18 protein-coding genes are annotated in these 15884 nt (G+C 28.7%); all 18 read left to right on the top strand.

Annotated elements, in window-relative coordinates; all coding sequences use genetic code 11:
- Positions 1-152 precede the first annotated feature (152 nt).
- The 18 genes from HW276_RS03505 to argC all read left to right on the top strand — a co-directional run bounded on the left by HW276_RS03505 (position 153) and on the right by argC (position 15784).
- The gene (locus HW276_RS03505) at positions 153-515 is read left to right on the top strand and encodes a hypothetical protein (protein WP_178937431.1); all 363 of its coding nucleotides are present in this window, start codon (positions 153-155) and stop codon (positions 513-515) included.
- A gap of 57 nt (positions 516-572) precedes the next feature.
- Positions 573-1484 (top strand): ACP S-malonyltransferase, encoded by a 912-nt coding sequence (fabD, locus tag HW276_RS03510; protein ID WP_178937432.1) that lies wholly within the window; start codon positions 573-575, stop codon positions 1482-1484.
- A 277-nt stretch (positions 1485-1761) separates the two neighbouring features.
- Positions 1762-2211, top strand: coding sequence for a prepilin-type N-terminal cleavage/methylation domain-containing protein (locus HW276_RS03515; protein WP_178937433.1), 450 nt, complete (start codon positions 1762-1764; stop codon positions 2209-2211).
- On the top strand, positions 2211-2672 hold the full coding sequence (locus HW276_RS03520) for a prepilin peptidase (protein WP_178937434.1): 462 nt from the start codon (positions 2211-2213) through the stop codon (positions 2670-2672). The genes HW276_RS03515 and HW276_RS03520 overlap by 1 nt, the downstream gene beginning before the upstream one ends.
- Before the next feature lie 14 nt (positions 2673-2686).
- Positions 2687-3151, top strand: coding sequence for a hypothetical protein (locus tag HW276_RS03525; RefSeq protein ID WP_147003197.1), 465 nt, complete (start codon positions 2687-2689; stop codon positions 3149-3151).
- Positions 3152-3166: 15 nt separating this feature from the next.
- Positions 3167-3640: a prepilin-type N-terminal cleavage/methylation domain-containing protein gene (locus HW276_RS03530; RefSeq protein WP_178937435.1), complete on the top strand. Its 474-nt coding sequence runs from the start codon at positions 3167-3169 to the stop codon at positions 3638-3640.
- A 21-nt stretch (positions 3641-3661) separates the two neighbouring features.
- Positions 3662-4264, top strand: a complete 603-nt coding sequence (locus HW276_RS03535; RefSeq protein WP_178937436.1) for a hypothetical protein — start codon at positions 3662-3664, stop codon at positions 4262-4264.
- Positions 4265-4290: 26 nt separating this feature from the next.
- Positions 4291-5730: a hypothetical protein gene (locus HW276_RS03540; RefSeq protein WP_178937437.1), complete on the top strand. Its 1440-nt coding sequence runs from the start codon at positions 4291-4293 to the stop codon at positions 5728-5730.
- Positions 5731-5750: 20 nt separating this feature from the next.
- Positions 5751-6296 (top strand): hypothetical protein, encoded by a 546-nt coding sequence (locus tag HW276_RS03545; RefSeq protein WP_178937438.1) that lies wholly within the window; start codon positions 5751-5753, stop codon positions 6294-6296.
- 116 nt (positions 6297-6412) lie between these two features.
- Positions 6413-7633, top strand: a complete 1221-nt coding sequence (locus HW276_RS03550) for a type II secretion system protein GspD (RefSeq protein WP_255460313.1) — start codon at positions 6413-6415, stop codon at positions 7631-7633.
- Between the two features lie 151 nt (positions 7634-7784).
- Complete coding sequence (rfaE1, locus tag HW276_RS03555) at positions 7785-8786, top strand: D-glycero-beta-D-manno-heptose-7-phosphate kinase (RefSeq protein ID WP_147003203.1); 1002 nt, start codon at positions 7785-7787, stop codon at positions 8784-8786.
- Between the two features lie 74 nt (positions 8787-8860).
- Positions 8861-9748: an ROK family protein gene (locus HW276_RS03560; RefSeq protein ID WP_178937440.1), complete on the top strand. Its 888-nt coding sequence runs from the start codon at positions 8861-8863 to the stop codon at positions 9746-9748.
- 39 nt (positions 9749-9787) lie between these two features.
- Entirely contained in the window at positions 9788-10831 is a 1044-nt protein-coding gene (locus HW276_RS03565; RefSeq protein WP_178937441.1) for a type II secretion system F family protein, read from the top strand.
- Positions 10832-10970: 139 nt separating this feature from the next.
- Positions 10971-11087: a MarR family transcriptional regulator gene (locus HW276_RS03570; protein WP_080680096.1), complete on the top strand. Its 117-nt coding sequence runs from the start codon at positions 10971-10973 to the stop codon at positions 11085-11087.
- A gap of 404 nt (positions 11088-11491) precedes the next feature.
- On the top strand, positions 11492-12736 hold the full coding sequence (locus tag HW276_RS03575) for an RNA-guided endonuclease TnpB family protein (protein WP_178937442.1): 1245 nt from the start codon (positions 11492-11494) through the stop codon (positions 12734-12736).
- A 29-nt stretch (positions 12737-12765) separates the two neighbouring features.
- A complete protein-coding gene (locus HW276_RS03580; RefSeq protein ID WP_370464643.1) occupies positions 12766-13458 on the top strand; it encodes an O-methyltransferase in 693 nt (230 codons plus the stop codon).
- A gap of 170 nt (positions 13459-13628) precedes the next feature.
- Positions 13629-14372, top strand: a complete 744-nt coding sequence (locus HW276_RS03585; protein WP_147003207.1) for an endonuclease/exonuclease/phosphatase family protein — start codon at positions 13629-13631, stop codon at positions 14370-14372.
- A gap of 362 nt (positions 14373-14734) precedes the next feature.
- Positions 14735-15784 carry an N-acetyl-gamma-glutamyl-phosphate reductase gene (gene argC / locus HW276_RS03590; protein ID WP_178937443.1) on the top strand — a complete coding sequence of 350 codons (1050 nt, stop codon included), beginning with the start codon at positions 14735-14737 and terminating at the stop codon, positions 15782-15784.
- Positions 15785-15884: the final 100 nt, after the last annotated feature.

The following is a 15884-nucleotide window of genomic DNA, read 5'->3' on the forward strand; positions in this document are numbered from 1 at the left end:
AAAATTGTTAAAACTTGTAATTTTAAAAATTTCAGAGTATAATGTAATAGAGAATATTTAAAATTAGATTTATTAGGTTTACTTTATAAATTTAGAAATATAATAAAATATTATTAAGTTAAAAAAATTTTAAATATTAAGGAGGAAAAGTTATGAATTCAAAAATATTTTGGGGATTAGTAATTGTAGTTTTAAGTTTATTTAAGTTTATACCCGAAGATATTATGAAGTACATTGTAAATTATCAGGTAGTAATGATTCTTGTGGGGGCTTATTTCTTGGTTAAAAAGAAGAAACATGGATGGATTTTTCTTTGTGTAGGTGTATATTTGTACATCACTAACTATGTATGGGAAAATTTGCCGCTATTTATGGTTCCATTGATTTTAGGATTAGTTGTTATTGGATTTGGTGTAAAAGAACTTGTTGACAAGAAGCAGCTGACTAAGTTCAGTAATAAAAATGCTAAAGAATCAAAGGAAGAAGTAGTTGAAGCAGAAGAAGAAAAAAAATAGTTTTTTCAATTAAAAATTTTGAGTATTAAAAACTAGAAAATTAAGAGGAGAGTCTATATGGCAAAAATTGCTTTTGTATTTCCAGGACAAGGGACACAGTATGCTGGAATGGGTAAAAAGTTATATGATGAAGTAAATGATGAAGATAAAAAAATAATTGATAAGATTTTTGAAAATAATGAAGATGTGAAAAAGGTTATTTTTGAAGGGACAGATGAAGAAATAAAAAATACAAAATATGCACAGCCTGCAATTGCGCTATTTTCAGTTGTCTTAACAAAATTATTAAAGGAAAAGGGAATAAATGCAGATTTTGTAGCTGGACACAGTTTAGGAGAATACAGTTCATTATATGCTGCTGGAGTTTTGAATGAAATTGATACATTAAAATTAATTTCAAAAAGAGGGGAAATCATGAGCAATGCTAATATTAGCGGTGGAATGGCTGCAATATTGGGACTTAGTGCAACAGATGTTGAAAATATCTGTAATGAAATTGATGGAACTGTGGAAGCGGTAAATTATAACGAACCAAAGCAGACTGTTATCGCTGGAGAAAAAGAAGTAATTGAAAAAAATCTTGACTTATTTAAGGAAAAAGGTGCAAGAAGAGCATTGCCACTAGCGGTTTCAGGGCCTTTCCATTCATCATTAATGAAACCTGTTGCCGAAATTTTGAAAAAGGAATTTGAAAATTATACTTGGAACGATCCAACAACTCCAATTATTGCAAATACTACAGCAAATATTTTGACTTCAGCTGAAGATATTAAGAATGAATTGTACAACCAAACATTTGGTCCAGTAAAATGGGTTGACACAATAAATAAACTGGCTGAAAATGGAGTTACAAAGATTTATGAAATTGGACCTGGAAAAGTATTGGCAGGATTGATTAAGAAAATTAATAAGGAAATTGAAGTTATTAATATTGAAAATGTTGAAAATTTATCAAACTTAGTTGACTAATAAATACTTTTTCTTTTAGAAAAATTTTGTTTTGTAAATATAAAAAAATGAAAATCTTAAAAATACAAAAAGTATGAAAAAGACTGGCTTAGAAGTGAGTTTCTGAGTTCAGTCTTTTTTTATTTATAAGGAAATTAAGTTCATATTTTTTATATAAAAAAACTAGAATTTATAAAAAAAAGATTTATTTAAAAAATATTTTAATTTTAATATTGACTTTTATTAAAAAATATAGTATAAATTTATTAAATAAAAATTAATTAAAAGGAGATTAATTATGGGTGAGGTTATAAAAAAGGAAAAAAGTAAAATTGAAAAGATGAAAAGAAGGGAGGCAAGTAGAAAATTAAAGGAAAGAGAAAAAGGGTTTACACTTGTGGAAGTGATTTTAGTAGTGGCGATCATTACGATAATATCGGCGATTGCAGTGCCACAGGTTGGGAAGTATTTGAATAAAGCTAATAGAAGTAAGGTGATCGGGGCGGTTGCAGAGCTTAATAATACGACAACTTCTTGGAGTATTGATCATGGAGGAGATTCACCTAAAAACTTGCAGGATATTTTGACAGAGCATGGAAATCTAAATAAACTTGGGATTGGGCTAGATAGCAATGGAAAATTTAAAATTGGAAATATTGAAGGAAATGTAGTTTATCAGGATGGAGAGGTTTTTGCTAAGGTTGCTGCGGGAAGTAAGGCATTTGCGGGGGAAGAAATTAGGAAGTGATGAATTGGGAAATAGTAAATAACATAATTGAAGTTGTAAAATATTGTATTTTTTTCAGAATAATTTGGGTTGATGTAAAAAAAAGAATAATTCCTGAAGAAAGTGCCGTTATTTTGATTATTTTAGGACTAATAACAGCAGTTCAAAATGACAATTTTGAAAAGTATTATTTGGGAATTTGTGCCTATTCAATGCCGATGATTGTACTTTATATTTTAGAGGATTATTTTGGAAAAATGTTAATCGGCTTTGGAGATGTAAAGCTGATGATGGGGATTGGAGGGCTTCTGGGATATTTTGAAATAGAAAAAGTGTTAAATTTTTATATGATTTTGTATATTTTTTCAGGAATTATTGCTTTTTTATTTTTATTTTTGAAAAAATGGAAAAAGTATGAGTATATTCCATTTGCACCGTTTATTGTCATAAGTTATGTTATTTTTAGAATTTTTAATAAGTAAAAGCTGGTGAAAATATGAAGAAAAATAAGGGAGAAACGTTAATTGAGAGTCTTATTTCAATGTTTTTTGTTACAGTTGCAATTATTCCAGTTTCAAATTTATTTTTGAAAACGTTTCAGACAGATGTGAAGGTGGATGATTTGAATAAAAAAAATGTAAGCATAGAAAATATGATTGAAATAATAAAGGGGAAAAAATATGAGGAAATATTGAATTTTAGCGGAAAATATGAGATTTCAAAAGTAGATGATTTTTATAATAGATTTGCAGTTGAAAAAAAGTATCAGATTTTAAAAAATTTTGAACAAAGGAAGGATAAAAAGGGAAAAATTCAAGAGGATAAGATAAATGTGGAAATAAAGAGGACAGATGGGTATTTTGTAAATGAAACTGGGGAAAGGGAATATATTTTTGAAATAAATGTTGATAAAATAAAGGATTATTACTTTCCTGATTTTGATAAAAATAGTCAATTATAAAATATAAGGGGGATAATGATTGAAAAAATAAAAAATAAAAAAAATGGGTATTTGCTAGTGGAAATATTAATAAGCATGTTTATATTTTCTGTGCTTGTATTTGTGATTTCTGTATTTCTGAAGCGGATGGTTATTATGGAAAAGGCTAAGAAGGACAGCCAGAAAATGTATGAGAAAATGTATTTTTCGATGGATAAAATTGTTTTGGATATAAGAAATAGAGATATTCAGAAGTTTTCTTATGAAGGAGAAAATAATAATATTTTTGTCAGGGAAAATTTCATAATTTTTAAATTGAACGAAATTTTTTATAAGATTGAATATGACAAAGGAAAACTTTTTGTTTCAGATGCTGAAAATAATCGAAAGTTTGGAAGTAAGGTGGAAGTAGGGAAATTCGATGAAGCAAAGTTTGAAAAGGTGGGAAAATTGCTGATTATCCGATTAAAGGAAAATAATAAAGAAAATGTCAGAGTTGTAAAAATTTAGTATAAATTGAGGTTTTGGATAATGAAAAATAGATATTTTAACGGGATAAGAAATAAAAAATTGGACAGGAGAAAATTAAACTTAAATAAAAAAAGAAACAAAGGGGCAAGTTTAGTTTATGTTTTGGTAATTTTATCAATAATTTCAGCATTTTCAATTAATTTTGCCTATTATGTGCAGCAGAAGAAGGATATGGTATTTTTGAAAAGCCGTAAGGAAAGCAAGGTAGAGAAAAAGTTTTTAGTTCAGAAGGAAAATCAGAATATGGAAAGAATTTTGGAAAGTGGGATTAGCTTTGATGGAAATTTAATTTTGCTGGAGAAGAAGGAGCGGTATTTTGACAGTGTTTTGAAAAAAGATGGACAAAATATTGAATTGAAAAACTTGATATTTTTGGGAAAAGATATTGAAAGTATTGGAAATTACAGGATTAAGTCTATAAGTGATGAAAGTGATAATGAATATTCGCTGCCGCTTGAGGAAAATAAGGTTTATAGTGATTTGAAAGTTATTTTTGGAAGGAAAATTTTAGGAGAAGAGATTTTATTTTGTGAAAAGGTTGGGTTTAAGAGAGTGAGCCCGCTGGAAGTGGAGATGAGAGTTCTGGAATCAGAATTTTTATAAATGATTAAACTAGTAAAGGGGGAGTGATGGAAGAAAAAATAAAAATATATATAAGAAATAAAAATAAAATTTATATATTTTTTAATGATGAAATATATTTTTTTGAAAATCAGGAATTGGAAATGGCTTTGGAGTCGTTTTTTGAGGAAAATAACGTTGAAAAAAACGTAAAACTGTCTATAATTTTGCATTATTCGTATTTTTTGTTTGATAATTTTGATGGAAATGTGGAAGAAACTGGTAAAAGGGAAAATTATATTGAAGATTCAGGAAAAAAAACTGTAAAATTAGAAAGTATTTCGGAAATTTTAAAGAAAAAAATTAATTTTGTAAAAAGGAAAATGGTTATAAATCATTTGGAAAATCAGTTTTTAGATATTTATTTGGATAAAAGGGAAATTGTTAGGATAAAAAACTGCTTGAAAAAGTATTCTGCAGTAATTTCAGAATTGAAAGTGGATTTTGAGGCTGTTTATAATTATTATAAGGATGGAAATTTTGAAGTAAGTCAGAATAATGATTTTGAGAATGAAAAAGTTTCTTTTGAAAATGAAGAAAATTTTCAGGATGTTCATGAAAATACTGAAGAGATTCAAAAAATGGAAATTTTTGGAAATGAAGATGCTGATGAAACTCAAGAAATAGAAATTATTGAAAATACGGATAGCAATAGAAATTTTGGCGAAATAGAGGAAATTGATGTAAATGAGGAGTCTTTGGAAAATAGTAATTATTTAGAGAATGAAAATGGTAAAATTGAAATTTTGCAGCTGGGGGAAGAAAATAGTCTTAGAATTTTGATTAAGGATGGGAAAATTATTGAGATTGAAAAAATTGAATTGAAAATTGAAGATGTAGATGATGTTGAAAATTTTGATTTTGGAGATATGACAGTTGTTGGAGATGGAGAAAACGATGTGAAAGTTATATTTGCAGGGGCAGAACTTTCAGATAGCCTTGATTTTGTGAAGAAAACGGCTATTTTTGATGGGGAAAGTGTGAAAAATATAAAAATTTTAGATGTTGTTATTGCTGGAATTCTTATATTTGTATATTTCTTGATTTATAATTCAATTCCGCTTCAGAAAAAAACTGTGGAAAATGAAGTTATTCAGAGGGAGATAAAGTCGCTGGAGAAGGATTACTTGAAAAGAAAGGCTGAGGAAATTCCTGATTATTCAAAGGAACTTGCGACTCTTCGTGAGATTGATGGCGGGATAAAAAGGCGGGAGTATTATTCGGTTATAAAATTTTTAGTTGAAAATAGCAAAAATGGGATTGATTATACGAAAATTAATTATGAAAAGGCAAAATGGATTGTGCAGGGGGAAATGGAAAATTTTAACAATTTTGAGAGACTTGAGAATAATATTTTAAGAAGGTATCCAAATTCTGAATTGGGATATTTGAAGGATAATGACACGGCAACGGTTTTTGAATATGTGATTGAGCCATTTCAAAATTAAAAAATAATAGGAAGAGAAAAATGATAAAATTAAATTTTAAGATAATAATATTTATAGTTGGAATTGTTTTTATGCTGATGAGTATTAATAAAAAGTATGGGAAGTATAAGGAAATTTTGAATAATAGAAAAATTTTAATTGAAAATAAAAGGAATCTGGAAAGTAAAATTGTGAATGTGGTGGAAAGCAAAAATGCCGAAAGAAGTAAAATTATGGGAGAATATAACGAGATAATGGCAATTACAGAGAAATTATCGTTTTTATCCATAAAAAATGAATCGGAATTTAAGAAGATGATTTATGTATTTTCACATGATAGCGGACTGAAAATGAAGGAAATTTCAAAGTCTGAGAATGTATGGGAAAGAAATGGATATAGGCTTAAATATATTCATTTTACAGTATATGGAAGTTTGAATGATTTCGGGAAATTTGTTTATTTTGTGAATAAAAGCAGAAAATATATTGATACGTCTAAAATGTTTATGGAACTTACTAGTGATGGGTTCAAAATCTCGCTGGGATTTATAGAGAAAGTTGAAGATAGAAGTAAAATTAGTATTTAATGGCAATCTTTTGCAAAAAATGTAGAAGTTGAATTAATGAAAAGGAACGATTTATTGTTAAAAAATTATAAAGAATAAAGGGATCAAAATTGAAAAAAGGGGGGATTGCAATTTTGATGGAAAAGAAGAAATTTAAGTTTATGACCGCTTTAATTCTGTTTTTTTATTTTTCAGGAAATAATATTTTTGGGGCAAAAGTGGCTGACTATGTTAATAAAAGCGATGTGGAAAATGCTAAAAAAATATTTATTTATGAAGTTCCAAAGAGAGTGCAGACTGATAATAAAAAAAAGACAAATGATGGGAATAAAGCCAAAAATAATAGTAAGCAAGGTAGTAAAAATAGTCAGGATGGGCATAAAAATAATAATTCTGTCAATAAAAAGGAAGAAGATAAAAATAAAGGGAATAGTCAGAATCAAAGCCAAAATCAGGTACAGCAGACTGTAAAGGAAATAAAAAAGAAAACTGGGGAAGTTGATTTAGAATATAGAAACGGGAAAGATATTACTGAGGCGCTTAATGGATTCTTTGGATTTGAAGTGATTGGAATTGACAATAAGGTTATTTTTAGTGGGGATGAGAATAAAATTGAGGAGATGAAAAAGATTATAAAGTCGCTAGATAAGGAAAAGGAGCAGGTTATAATAAAAGGGACTATAATTGATACAAGTTCTAATTTATTTGAAAGGCTTGGAATTGATTGGAGCATAAATAGTGATAATGCGGGTGCGAATAAAGATAATTTGGTGGCAAAATTTTTGAATGGAGAGGTTTCGATTGCATCAATTTTTTCTAAAGGTGGGAAATTTTTAGGAATAGATTTTAATTTACTGAAGGAAAATGGGGATATAAGGATTGAGGCTATGCCAACACTTATGATTATGGAAAACGAAGAGGGAGAATTGAAGGTTACAGAAGAAGTCCTTGTTGGAGAAAAGAAAACTACGAAGAATGATACTGAATATGTAGAGCCGATTTTTTCTGAAGCAGGGATTGTTTTTAAAATAAATCCTGAAATTAGGAGAATTAATGGAGTGAAGAAAATTTTGCTTAAAATTGATACGGAAATAAGCAATTTTAGATTGACTTCGAGTTATAATGCTTCTTCTGGCGCTAAGCAGAAAAATCAGACTAAGACAACAATTACACTGAATAATGGCAGTTCAACTTTTATTGGAGGATTAAAGCAGGATGTAAGCAAGGAAACGATAAGAAGAGTTCCAGTTTTGTCAAAAATTCCTATAATTGGTCCATTGTTTAAATATCGAAGAAATAATAGGGAAGTAAGGGATATTTATATTGAAATTGAAGCAATTATACAGGATAAAACTTAATGGATAAAATAATTTTTTAGATTTTTTTAATCCCTATAAAAAATTTACAAATTATACTGGAAATTTCAAAAAAATGTAGTATAATATTAAGTAAAGGCCAGAATTAAAAATAATTTTAAAATAAAAAATTTTAGTTAGAGAAAGGAAAAAGATGATTTCAATTCAAAGGATTGAAGAGATAATAAAAAAGTTTAGCAGTGTTAAAATAGCTGTTATTGGCGATATGATGCTAGATGAGTATTTGATTGGAAAAGTAAATAGAATTTCACCAGAAGCGCCTGTTCCGATTGTAAATATAGAAAAGGAAAGATTTGTATTAGGAGGAGCTTCGAATGTGGCAAATAATTTAACTTCGCTTGAAGGGAAAGTTTTTGTTTATGGAGTTATTGGAAATGATGCGAACGGAGAAAAGTTTGTTAAGGAGCTTGAGAATAAAGATGTAAATTCTGATGGAATTGTGAAGGATGGAACACGTCCAACAATCATTAAAAGTAGAGTTTTATCTCAAGGACAGCAGTTGCTTAGATTAGATTGGGAAAAAGATACTGATATTTCAGAAGAAATTCAAAATCAGCTTTTGGAAAATTTTGAAAAAAATATCGAAAATATTGATGCGGTATTGCTTTCAGATTATAATAAAGGATTGCTTACGAAGCATTTATCTAAAAAAGTAATTGAAATAGCTAAAAAACATAATAAAAGGATAATGGTTGATCCAAAACCGCAAAATTTTAAAAATTATGTTGGAGCAACTTCAATGACTCCAAATAGAAAAGAAATTTTAGATTATTTTGGAATGAAAAAGTTTACAAGTGAAGAGCAAATTGCTGAAAAAATGGCACAGTTAAAAGATGAACTTAAATTAGACAGCGTTGTGCTTACTCGAAGTGAAGAGGGAGTTTCGTTATTTAAGACTAAACATAAGAGAATACCAACTGTAGCACGAGAAGTTTATGATGTAACAGGAGCTGGAGATACCTTTATATCGACATTCTTACTTTCAATATGTGCTGGAGCGGATTTATATGAGGCTGGGGTAATTGCAAATATGGCATCTGGAATTGTAGTGGCAAAAATAGGAACAGCTACTGCAACACAAGATGAAATATTGGAATTTTACAAGGACAATGACAATATTTTGAAAAAAATATAAAAATTGTTTATTATTATTAAAATAAAAAATACAAATAGATAAAAAATATAAAAAAGAGAAAAGGAAGTGAAATTATGGCAGTTATTGCAGCAGTTGAAGCTGGAGGAACAAAATTTATATGTGGATTGGGGACTGAAGATGGGGAAATTATTGACAGAGTAAGCATTCCAACTACAACACCTGAAGAAACTATGGCTCAAGTCATTGAATATTTTAAAGATAAGGAATTTGATGTAATGGGAGTTGGAAGTTTTGGACCAATTGATCCTGTAAAAGGTTCTAAAACTTATGGGTATATTACAAAAACTCCAAAACCTTACTGGAGTGATTATAATTTGATCGGAGAATTGAAAAAATATTATGATGTTCCGATGGAATTTGATACAGATGTAAATGGTGCGGCTCTTGCAGAAAGCTGGTGGGGTGCTGGAGAAAATCTTAAAAATGTTATGTATATTACAGTAGGAACTGGAATTGGAGCTGGAGCGGTTGTTGATGGGAAAATGCTTCAAGGATTGACTCATCCTGAAATGGGACATATATTTTTGAAAAGACATAAGGATGATAAATTTGAAGGAAGATGTCCTTTCCATAAAGACTGTATGGAAGGAATGGCAGCAGGTCCTGCGATAGAAGACAGATGGGGTAAAAAGGGTTTTGAACTTGCTGATAGAGGTGAAGTTTGGGATATGGAGGCATATTATTTGGCTCAGGCTGTGGTAAATTACATTCTGATTTTATCACCACAAAAGGTAATTATGGGTGGAGGAGTTATGAAACAAAAACAGCTGTTCCCATTAATTAGAAAATATGTTTCAGAATTTTTAAACGGCTATGTTCAAAAAGAAGAAATTTTGGAAAAAATTGATGATTTTATTGTTTATCCAGGGCTTGGAGATGAAGCGGGATTCGTTGGTTCGATTGCATTAGGAAAAGTTGCATTGGAAAACAGCAAAAAATAATAATTGAATTATAATTAATCAGAGGGGGGATTAATTAAAATGAAGAATATTATAAAGAATAAGGAAAGCAAAATAAGTGAAAAAGACTTGCTGTCCTTTACTAAAAGTGTGTATTATCTGTTGAATGGCAAGATTTCACTAATTGATACACTTGGGATTGTTGCACAGAATTATGATGGAGATTTGAAAAGCAGGATAATTCGTACAAAACAGCAAATTGAAAAGGGAGTTTCGCTTCACAGGGCTTTTTCTAAGATTACTGCAAATAGGGAATTTATGGAAATGGTTAAAATTGGGGAAGAGACAGGAAACTTGGAAATAGTTTTTAAGAATTTGTATGAAAAGTATGAATTTAATCAGAAAATAAAAAAGGATATAAAAAGTTTGAGCATTTATCCAGTAACAGTTATAATTACAGCATTGGTTATTGTATTTATACTGTTAAAATTTGTTGTGCCTAAATTTGTCTTGATTTATTCAGATATTGGGCAGGAATTGCCGAAAGTTACACAAATTGTTATAAATTTCAGTAAAATAGCTGATAAATATGGGATTATTTTTTTGATTGCCATAGTTTTTTTATTTTTTGGTTTTAAAAAATGGAAAAAACAAAATGAGAAAATTTTTGAGAAAAAAATTTTAAGAATAAAAATTATTGGAAAAATGTATAAAAATATTTGTATATTAAATTTTACAAGAAATATGTATTCACTTACAGATGCCAATGTTCCATTAATTCAATCTTTAAAAATGTGTACAAATTCTAAAAGTTATGTTTTAAATGAGGAATTGAAAAAAATTATTTTGAAGATAGAAAAGGGTGAAAGTATTCAAAAATCGTTTAAAAATACAACTTTTTTTGATAATGAATATGTAAGTTTTCTGACAATTGGAGAGAAAACTGGAGAAATGAAAATATCATTTTTTAATTTGAATGAAATTTATTATGAAAAAGTTAGTGAAAAGATAAAATGGCTTTTGAAAATGTTTGAACCATTTTCGATTATTTTTATTGGAGCAATTATTGGAATGATTGTATTTTCAGTTATGCTACCTATTTTTAAAATGGGAGAAATGCTGTAAATATTAAAATTGAAAAATTTAATTTTTGAAATTTTAAAATAGTAGTGATAATAAAAATAAAAAAACGACTAAAATTAAAAGAAAAAGGATAATTTATTAAATAGTGCAAGAACACTCGCAACTTTAGTCGTGAGATGAATTGCACGAAAATTTTAGTAAGCATATAGGGAAACTTGTATGTAGACACGGAGCAAAACCGTGCAACAAAGAAACTGAACTGCTGGGAACTCTTAAAGCTAGTATAACCACAACATAATATTTAAGTGCGAATATAGTATAAGTGTGATGGTGGCGAAAGCAGAAAAAATATACTAGATGGTGCAAGGTTAAATCCTAAACATTATGATAATAGACAATCAGCAGCTAAGCCTGAAAAGGAAAGTTCAACGACTATCCCTCGTGAGGGGAGTACAATACAAGCGATAGGTATTGGAAGTGGTTTCGCCTAAGTCCTTGAAATAGGATATGGATAAGATATAGTCTGTGCTTGTTAGAGATAACAAGAAGTTCATAAGAGAACTGCGTAAGTAGTAGCGTACTTATGTGAACGACGCTTCCCGCTGTTGTGGGGTTTTAAAAACTTTAAAAATATTTAAAAATAAACAGATAAAATGTAGAATACATGGTATAATATCTCTGATGAAAAGGAGGTGATTATATATGTATTTAACATTAAAACAACAAGTAAAACATCTTAGTAAAAAGGAGTTTAGGAATTTAAAATATTTATCTCATATAGCCAAGAACTTAACTAATGAAGCTATATATAATATTAGACAGTATTATTTTAATAAGAAAAAGTATTTAAGTTATAACGAAAACTATAAAATGCTTAAAAATAGTGAAAATTACAAGAAATTAAATTCTAATATGGCTCAGCAAATTCTAAAAGAAGTAGACGGAAGTTTCAAATCATTTTTTGGACTTTTGAAACTTGCTAAGAATGGTCAATATAATGGTAAAATAAGATTACCGAATTATCTTGATAAAGATGGTTTTACAACTCTTGTTATAAGTTTTGTTAGATTAAAAGACGATATGCTGATTATTCCTTATTCAAATTCATTTAGAAAGACACATAAGGAAATCGCAATAAAACTACCATCAGTATTAAAAGGCAAGAAGATAAAAGAGATTAGAATAATGCCAAAACAACATTCTAGGTACTTTGAAATTCAATACATTTATAAGGTAGAAGAAGTTCAAAGGGAATTAAATAAAGAAAATGTACTAGGAATTGATTTAGGTATAGATAATCTTTGCACTTGTGTTACAAATGCTGGAGCATCATTCATAATAGATGGTAGAAAATTAAAATCAATAAATCAATATTATAATAAGATAAATGCAAAATTACAAAGTATAAAAGATAAGCAAAAGATTAAGCGGACAACATTAAGACAAAAGCGAATAGCTAGAAAGAAAAATAATCGCATAAATGATTATCTTTCGAAAGCAGTAAGAATAATTATAAATTATTGTCTTAATAATGATATAGGAAAACTAGTTCTAGGATATAATGAAGATTTTCAAAGAAATTCAAATATAGGAAGTATAAATAATCAGAACTTTGTAAATATACCATATGGAAAATTAAGAGATAAATTAATATATCTATGTAAACTATATGGAATAGAATTTAAACTGCAAGAAGAGAGTTATACATCAAAAGCAAGTTTCTTTGATGGAGATGAAATCCCGATATATGATAAAGAAAATTCACAAGAATACATATTCAGTGGAAAAAGAATAAAAAGAGGACTATATCAAACAAGTAAAGGCTATCAATTAAATGCAGATTGTAATGGAGCATTAAATATTTTAAGAAAAAGTAAAGTTGTGGACTTAAGCGTCCTATACAATAGAGGTGAGCTGAACACACCTAAAAGAATAAGGGTAGTGTAAAGCTATCAAACTTCTTAGAAAATTTTTAAATATTTTTAAAGATTTTAGAACCCTGTGACTTTAGTCGTGGGAGGTTCAGGATAGAAAATTTTATAAAATCATCAAAATATGCACAAAATTTGTTTAAAATTCAAAATGAAATTATACAAAATGTGAAGGATGAAAGTCTGGCGGAAAATGTGCCGATTATTACAGATGAAGTGCTGAATTATATGATTTTTACGGTTAAAAATATGAAGGCTGGGAATATTTTGGAAATTGGAACGGCAACAGGATATTCTGGGCTATTTTTGGCACGGGTTGCTAATGAAAATGGCGGTTTTTTGACAACGATGGAAATTGATGAAAAACGTTATGGAAAAGCTGTGGAAAATTTTAAGAAATTGGGATTGTTTGAGAAGAATAGAATGATTTTGGGTGATGCTTTGGAGGAAATTCCAAGGCTTGATAAGGGTATAAAATATGATTTTATTTTTATTGATGCATCGAAGGGGCAATATTTGAAGTTTTTTGAGATGAGTTATGAACTTCTCAATGAAAATGGAATTATTTTTATTGATAATCTGATGTTTCGTGGACTTGTAGCAGTAAAAAAAGAAGAAATTCCAAAAAGATATAAGACTATTGTAAAAAGGTTAAAAGAATTTATAGAAAAGTTAAATGAAGAATATAATTTTGTGCTGCTGCCGTTTGGAGATGGAGTTGGGATAGTAAAAAAATAAGTTTTGCTTGACCTGTTTGGCAACTGTAAATATGATTAGATTTATTGTTTGAGAAATTAAGGTTTCTTGTAAAAAATGAAAATATTAAGTTGCTGAATATATTTTATTTGATGTTAAAACAGCTGAAACATAGAATTTTATGAAGAGGCAGGAAAGAGAAGTGAGAGAAGATGAAATTTCTTTTGTATAATATTCGATATGGAACTGGAAAGTATTTGAATCAGCCATTTAAGCATATACGGGGATATTTGGGACATTCTGTAAAGCATATTTATCGGATTGGGAAATTTATTAATAGGTATAAGCCTGATCTTGTGGGGCTTGTGGAAGTAGATCTTGGATCATTTCGGATGTATAGCAGAAATCAGGCTACACTTCTTGGGAGAATTACGAGAAATAATAATGTTTATCAGTATAAATATGAGGAAGATTCACAGTATATGAAATTTCCAATGGTTAGAAAACAGGGAAATGCCTTGCTTTCCAAAAATCCAATTTTAAGGGAGGAATTTCATTATTTGGATATTGGAATGAAAAAATTGATTATTGAAGTGGAAACAGAGGATGTGATTGTGTTTCTTGTACATTTGGCACTAGGTGGAAAAACACGGCAAAAGCAGATTGTACAGCTTTATGATCTTGTAAAAAATTGCAAAAAGCCAGTTATTGTAGCTGGTGATTTTAATGTCTTTTGGGGTGAGGAAGAAATTGAGATGTTTTTACAGGCTTCTGACTTGAAAAATATAAATACAAGAAAGGATCCAACTTTTCCGAGCTGGAATCCGAAGCGGGAGCTTGATTTTATACTTTGCTCAAAGGAAATAAAAGTTAATAGTTATGAAGTGATACAAACTCAACTTTCAGATCATCTGCCGATATTAATTGACTTTGATATTGTTCATAATCATTCATAAAAATCAAATCATTAATTTTATTAATGAAACTATAAAAAACTTATATATTTAACATATTGATTTTTTATAATTTTTTTGCTATAATAAATTTATCAAAAGATAAATAAAAAATAATCAGGAGGAAGTATTATGAAAATGATAAGAAGGATAAGGGATGATAGAATAGCTACACAATTTAATTATAAGCCCTTGTCTTAGGTATATAATCATTTTTATAATAGATTTCTATTTTAATAAAAATAATTTTTGCCAATGACTTTTGGGTTGTTGGCTCTTTGTTTTTGTATAAAAATATAATTTATTTAGAGCCTTTTAGGAAGGCTCTTTTATTTTTAAAAGATATTTTAAGGAGATGATTTTATATGATAAAAGCTGGTATTATTGGAGCAACAGGATATGCTGGACAGCAGTTGGTTTGGATATTAAATAATCATAAGGAAGTGGAACTTGAATTTATTTCATCACATTCAAATACTGGGGAAGATATGGGAAATGTGTATGCAAATTATAAAAAATATTTTAAGAAAGAATTAATTTCTTTGGAAGAAGCTGAAGAAAATTTTAAAAATATTGATGCATTATTTTTGGCATTGCCACATGGATTATCTGAAAAAATAACAAAAAAGGCACTTGAAAATGATGTGAAAGTTTTTGATTTGGGAGCAGATTTTAGATTAGATGATTCTAAATTATATGAAAAATGGTACAAAGTGAAACATAATTATCCAGAAATTAATAAAAATGCGGTTTACGGGCTTCCAGAAATTCACAAAGAAGAAATTAAAAATACAAAAGTTGTGGCTTCACCTGGATGTTATCCCACTTCTGCTATTTTAGGCGTGGCACCGTTACTAAAAAATGGGCTTGTTGATACGAAAAAAATTATTGTTGATTCGAAGTCGGGAGTTTCAGGAGCTGGAAGAAGTGCTAAATTGGATTTAATTTATGCTGAAGTTAATGAAAATTTTAAGGCTTACAATATTTTGAAACATAGACACACACCTGAAATAAAGCAAGAGATGGATAAATTATCGAATGGGGATATTAATTTAGTATTTACTCCGCATTTGTTGCCGATAAATAGAGGGATTCTTTCGACAATTTATTTGGATGTGAAGGATGAATTTAAGGAAAGTTTGACGGAAGAAAAAATTTATGAAATTTATAATGAATTTTATAAAAATGAGTATTTTGTAAGAGTTACTGAAAATCTGCCAGAGATAAAAAATGTGAAAAATAGTAATATTTGTGAGATTGGGGTTCGATATGACAAGGAATTTGGGAACATTGTTGTCGTGTCGGCGATTGATAATTTGATAAAAGGTGCTGGTGGACAGGCGGTTCAGAGTATGAATATTTTATTTGGATTTGATGAAAATGAAGGATTGGAATTTTTGTCGATGTATTTATAAAAATATTTTGTTAATAAGATTTTATTAATAGGTTTTTACAGATAAAAAAGAAGGGAGCGTGTGATTCGTAATTTTTATAAAATAATTAAAAATTATTTAT

Origin of the sequence: Leptotrichia sp. oral taxon 417 (assembly GCF_013394865.1) — a bacterium.
GTDB lineage: Bacteria > Fusobacteriota > Fusobacteriia > Fusobacteriales > Leptotrichiaceae > Leptotrichia > Leptotrichia wadei_A.